General features: G+C 41.4%; 7 protein-coding genes and 1 pseudogene. 2 read left to right on the top strand and 6 right to left on the bottom strand.

What is annotated here, in order from left to right; translation table 11 throughout:
• Window positions 1-209 (top strand): type II toxin-antitoxin system VapC family toxin (locus PX484_RS20800; RefSeq protein WP_288105340.1); only part of this gene is annotated, 209 nt, incomplete at its 5' end.
• A gap of 321 nt (window positions 210-530) precedes the next feature.
• Here the strand turns inward: PX484_RS20800 and PX484_RS20795 are convergent.
• The 4 genes from PX484_RS20795 to PX484_RS20780 all read right to left on the bottom strand — a co-directional run bounded on the left by PX484_RS20795 (window position 531) and on the right by PX484_RS20780 (window position 2,610).
• Window positions 531-794 (bottom strand): DUF2442 domain-containing protein, encoded by a 264-nt coding sequence (locus PX484_RS20795; protein ID WP_190722174.1) that lies wholly within the window; start codon window positions 792-794, stop codon window positions 531-533.
• Window positions 754-993 carry a DUF4160 domain-containing protein gene (locus PX484_RS20790; protein WP_190721029.1) on the bottom strand — a complete coding sequence of 80 codons (240 nt, stop codon included), beginning with the start codon at window positions 991-993 and terminating at the stop codon, window positions 754-756. Before PX484_RS20790 ends, PX484_RS20795 begins: the two co-directional genes overlap by 41 nt.
• 114 nt (window positions 994-1,107) lie before the next feature.
• Window positions 1,108-1,242, bottom strand: coding sequence for a hypothetical protein (locus tag PX484_RS20785; protein WP_277925612.1), 135 nt, complete (start codon window positions 1,240-1,242; stop codon window positions 1,108-1,110).
• Between the two features lie 132 nt (window positions 1,243-1,374).
• On the bottom strand, window positions 1,375-2,610 hold the full coding sequence (locus tag PX484_RS20780) for an AlbA family DNA-binding domain-containing protein (protein WP_287766093.1): 1,236 nt from the start codon (window positions 2,608-2,610) through the stop codon (window positions 1,375-1,377).
• 637 nt (window positions 2,611-3,247) lie between these two features.
• Between PX484_RS20780 and speB the strand changes: the two are divergent.
• Window positions 3,248-3,862, top strand: a pseudogene (speB, locus tag PX484_RS20775) (agmatinase); the annotation flags it as partial.
• Window positions 3,863-3,894: 32 nt separating this feature from the next.
• Here speB and PX484_RS20770 read toward each other — a convergent pair.
• On the bottom strand, window positions 3,895-4,221 hold the full coding sequence (locus PX484_RS20770) for a DUF5615 family PIN-like protein (RefSeq protein WP_288105337.1): 327 nt from the start codon (window positions 4,219-4,221) through the stop codon (window positions 3,895-3,897).
• Window positions 4,205-4,461: DUF433 domain-containing protein (locus tag PX484_RS20765; protein ID WP_288105336.1), on the bottom strand; the 257-nt coding region annotated here is incomplete at its 5' end. The genes PX484_RS20765 and PX484_RS20770, both read right to left, overlap by 17 nt.

The following is a 4,461-nucleotide window of genomic DNA, read 5'->3' as shown; positions in this document are numbered from 1 at the left end:
TCTCTACTCGAATGACCCAACTAGGAGCTAGATCGTTAGAGATCAATGCTTCTCATGCTTTGCGGGCGGCTGCATTGCCTTTACATCATCGTGATCCTTTTGACCGAATGCTGATTGCACAAGCTCAGGTAGAAGATATGATACTTGTGAGTGCGGATTCAACATTTAATCAATATGAAGTATCTTTGCTTTGGGCAGCTAGTTCTTAGTCATAAACACAGAATTTCAGCTGCTTTCTAGATATTCGTGAACCAAATTCTGTGTAGTTGCAATTATTAACTCGCACATTTTTCCAACTAATTGACTGTCATTTCTGGAAGACTCCAAAGTGACTTGACACTGACCTGCACAAGAGCCTTCAATTTCACAGCCTTTGCAGAAATCGTTCTTACAGCTTCAATCAATAGGCATGGTGCGTTCCCCAAAAATCGATCGCTGGAGCGGTAGAAGTTGCCTTAGGGAACGCACCCTACCAGATCGGCGTGCTGCTACGCAGTGCCTTCGGCATCGCACTTAATTAAGGATAAAAACTAGGCTTTAACTTTTAAAGGAAATCTCTCAGGATTTTTAATAATTTCTTTGCTTAAATCTACATCTAAATCTGGCCAATAAAAATGATTAGGAAAAGGCTCTTGTATATTTAAAATTTGTCTAATAGTGACATCTTGAAACCAAGGAAAATCTTGATAAGAAAGAAACATTTCTTCATTGTTTGCCAGAATCCATATTCCATGAGAAGAAATATGAGTTACTTCAGCTTGAGAAGTGTTTTGTCCAAGCATTTCTAAGTTCATTTTGTCGTTCCTCAATAATAGTTTCTATCGCTTGAAGTTGTTTTCGAGATAGGTTATGATTACGAGCTAATTCAATTTGTGGTTCCAGCCAAAATTTAGCTTCTCCTTCTGCACAATGAACATGAACGTGCATTCTTGTTTCTTCGCGGGAAAAGAAAAAGAAGCGATAGCCATCTTCTCGGAAAACAGTTGGACTCATCAGAAATATAATCAGGATGATTGATGCTTACCCTTCGTTTATTATAGCAAATCCCCCTCAACTGGTCTAAAACTAAGGGGGAATGAGTTATAAAAAAAGGCAATTTAACCGATGTTAGTGGGTTCTTTTTCGATCGATCGCTGGAGCGGTAGAAGTTACATTGGGGAACGTACCAGACAAGATCGGCGATCGCACTACAGTTGCATAACGGAATAATTTGATCGCATCTCCACCAATTAAATAAACCACGATCGCCCACCTAAACTATAGCGTTTCCTACGCTAGTGAGGTACACCTGTTTTTCTTACCTTTTGCCTCTTGCCTTTTGCCTAAAACCCATAACTTTTGTACCTCAGCAGACTGAAAAACGCTATATATCATCTAATCTGTCTGAGGTTTTCTTAGATAAGCAGCTAGTTCTTCAGAAATTACGAAACGAGGAGCATCATTATAGGTGATTTCATAAACTAACGCCTGATTCTCCAAAATTCTCAGCTTATTTCTAAGGTAAGCATGATCCTCAAAGTAATATTTGAGAGTGAAGTTATTGGTATCTTCACAATACATTACACCCTTATTCATAATGATAAACTCACGAGCAAATGGACAGTTTTGTAGATCACTTCTCATATCTGCTAGAAGTTCGGGAATTAGACTCTCAATATTTAGAAATACACTTTCCGAGGGCTGTGGCAGTAGAAAGCTCGGTTTAGCAATATTTTTGTGCGGAACTGCGAGTTTCAAAAGAGCTTTGTTAATTGATTCAAGTGCTGTTACTATTTTTGCTGAAGCGTCATTTGTTGTAAGTGTAACAGGTGGTACTGAACCAGAAATTCCTAATCTAGTATTGTAATTATAAGAGTGGACAGAAAGATCCTTATACTCTACTTCAAGTAGTACATTTTCTCCAAAAAGCTTATCTGCTTGAGAGTGAGTCGCCACGTCAAAAAAGAATGGATTATCTTGATCAATAACAGATATTTGGAGGGGAAATAAATTTCCTAAATTACTCATCATTTTGGGCAAGGGCGAAATATTAACCTTGACTTCAATTGCGGGGGCATCTGTAAGTGAAAGAATTCCAAGTTGAATAGCCTGCTCTTTTTCTGGTTTAAGTCTAAATAAGTGTGTTAAACGTGGTTTGGAGAAATGTCTTTTAGCCCAGATTGCATCAACAATAAAATGCTTGGCTTTGACTGTATGAGCACCTGCTCGAATGTAATAGCAATTATCATAAGCCATGTGTGGCCCAGCGTGGCTCTCATAAACGGCAACAAGCAAAACAGCCGAATCGGACTGAATGACTCCTCGTCCTACTGAATCAGATATTATTTTAATCTCATATTTAGGAACTGGTTCTACTTGATTAACAATCTGATCAGCCCAGTCGCGTAAATCTTGTCTTCCAACTTTTAGATGTAGGCCATTATCAGCATTACCATGAGAGTCCACACCAGCAATAAAACACCCACCTCCAGAATTTGCAAAGGCAGATACCGCACAGCTTAGTTTCTTCTTGAGGTCTTCTGGAGGAGTGCGACTTGATTTGAATTCAAAGTTATCATCCTCTGCGGATGGAAGCTGAGTGAGATCAAAATTTCCTAGGTCAATTTTCATAAGATGTGAAAAGGCGGACAAGTAGTGTAAAAAATGTTTGGCTTCTTATCAATCAAATTATACTATTGGCGGATGTAAACTCGATCCCCCTACGACAAAACTCTGCATTGAAAAACCAATTGCTTTGGCTTTGTGGTCTAACTACATATTATAGGTCAACTTTCTGTATAAAACTCTCTGGGGTAACGATATGGGTCAACTTTCCGTATATCACCCCATTTAGGTGCAATTGCCAGAACTTTTCCCTATATCACACCCAAAAGCCTGTTAGTCAGATTAGCATCTTGCCAAAAACCTTGTGTAACTAAATTCCTGACAATTAGGCTCATTCTAACGATGATTCCTATATCTGACCGCACCCCTTGACAAAAACTGACAATTATTCGACCTTTAGCGATCGCTATCGGGGGATAGTTGTTTTTTGTTACAGCAGTGTGGTTCAGCCTAACTGATGGCTATATTTCCAGATTATCGCCCGCAGCAAACCAATCTTGAGCGAGAAATCGAGGGATGTATCCATTGATGGATAAGGGTTTTTTGCTATTGCAGTAGATATGTCTGGGGTCAGTTGAGATAGACAAAAATAGTCAAAATATTTATAATAGAAGATTGGACTAAAATTTTCTGTGATTTGCCCATGTTATTGTCTTGCGCCACCGGTAGCGAACAATTTTTAGGTAGTGAAGCGATCGCATCTTACGCCACAGCTAAGGCCGTGATCCTGCCGATTCCCTACGAGGCCACCACCACCTATCGCAAGGGTTGTGAAACCGGGCCGGCGGCGGTGATTACTGCTTCCCAACAATTGGAAGCCTATGACGAGGAACTTAAGAGGGAAACCTGTTTAGAAGTGGGCATCTATACCCATGATGCGATCGCCGATACCCGTCAGCAACCGCAATTGTCCGCCGAGGAGATGTTAGCCGTCACCACAGCTACAGTTTCCCGTCTAATTGCCGATGATAAATTTGTCGTCGCCGTCGGGGGTGAACACGCTATCACTACGGGAGTAGTACAAGCTTATCGACAAGCTTTATCGGAACCTTTTACGGTGGTTCAAATTGATGCCCATGGCGATATGCGTTTTGAGTACGAAGGATCGCACCATAACCACGCCTGTGTGATGCGTCGGGTGTTAGAAATGGGTTTACCGACCTTACCCGTGGGAATTCGGGCTATTTGTCGGGAAGAAGCGGAATTAATCGCTAAACAGCAGATTCCCGTGATTTGGGATCGAGATATCGTCAGGGATGCGGAGTTATGCTGCTTTCGCCAACACAACTTTCAGGAGCCTGCAACTTCAATCACTTCTCCTGGAGAGACTTTATCTAATACGCTACAGGCATCTGGCATTAGGGGAAGTAAGTCAGAAAGTTTGTTGCTGGTTGCTACAAGAACAATAACTGCCACTCCAGTTTGCTGTAAATTTTGCTGATAACGCAAATTTTGATCTGTAGTGAGGAGAATCGTGAAACCCTCCTGAATCATCAGCCTCAGCAACTCACCGTTCTTTTTCCCTGACCATCCCATCTCAACAACTGTGCATACCTCGTAATCGGCAAGCTCACGCTTTAACGGGCGTGGGGCGCATTCATCAAGCAGGATTCGCATAGGCTGTCAACATTTCCTTTGCTAATTCAAGGGCTGAGATCGCCTGTTCTCGACTGACACTGGGAAAATGGTCTAGAAATACCTCTAATGAATCACCAGCCTCAAGATAATCAAGTAGGGTTCTCATCGGCACACGAGTTCCTACAAAAACAGGGGTTCCCCCTAGAATGTCGGGATCACTGTGAACAACACGGGATATTAATGCCATAACAAATATATCCAACTGGCTACTAGCTTTTA

It is taken from the genome of Microcystis sp. M49636_WE2, assembly GCF_030065375.1.
GTDB classification, from domain to species: domain Bacteria; phylum Cyanobacteriota; class Cyanobacteriia; order Cyanobacteriales; family Microcystaceae; genus Microcystis; species Microcystis aeruginosa_C.
The sequence above is the reverse complement of the archived record's forward strand: the minus strand, read 5'-3'. Positions and strand labels throughout refer to the sequence as shown.

Coding starts and splice junctions, on each gene's coding strand:
- PX484_RS20770 (WP_288105337.1), bottom strand. CDS start 4,221: ATGCGAATCCTGCTTGATGAATGCGCCCCACGCCCGTTAAAGCGTGAG.
- PX484_RS20795 (WP_190722174.1), bottom strand. CDS start 794: ATGAACTTAGAAATGCTTGGACAAAACACTTCTCAAGCTGAAGTAACT.
- PX484_RS20780 (WP_287766093.1), bottom strand. CDS start 2,610: ATGAAAATTGACCTAGGAAATTTTGATCTCACTCAGCTTCCATCCGCA.
- PX484_RS20790 (WP_190721029.1), bottom strand. CDS start 993: ATGAGTCCAACTGTTTTCCGAGAAGATGGCTATCGCTTCTTTTTCTTT.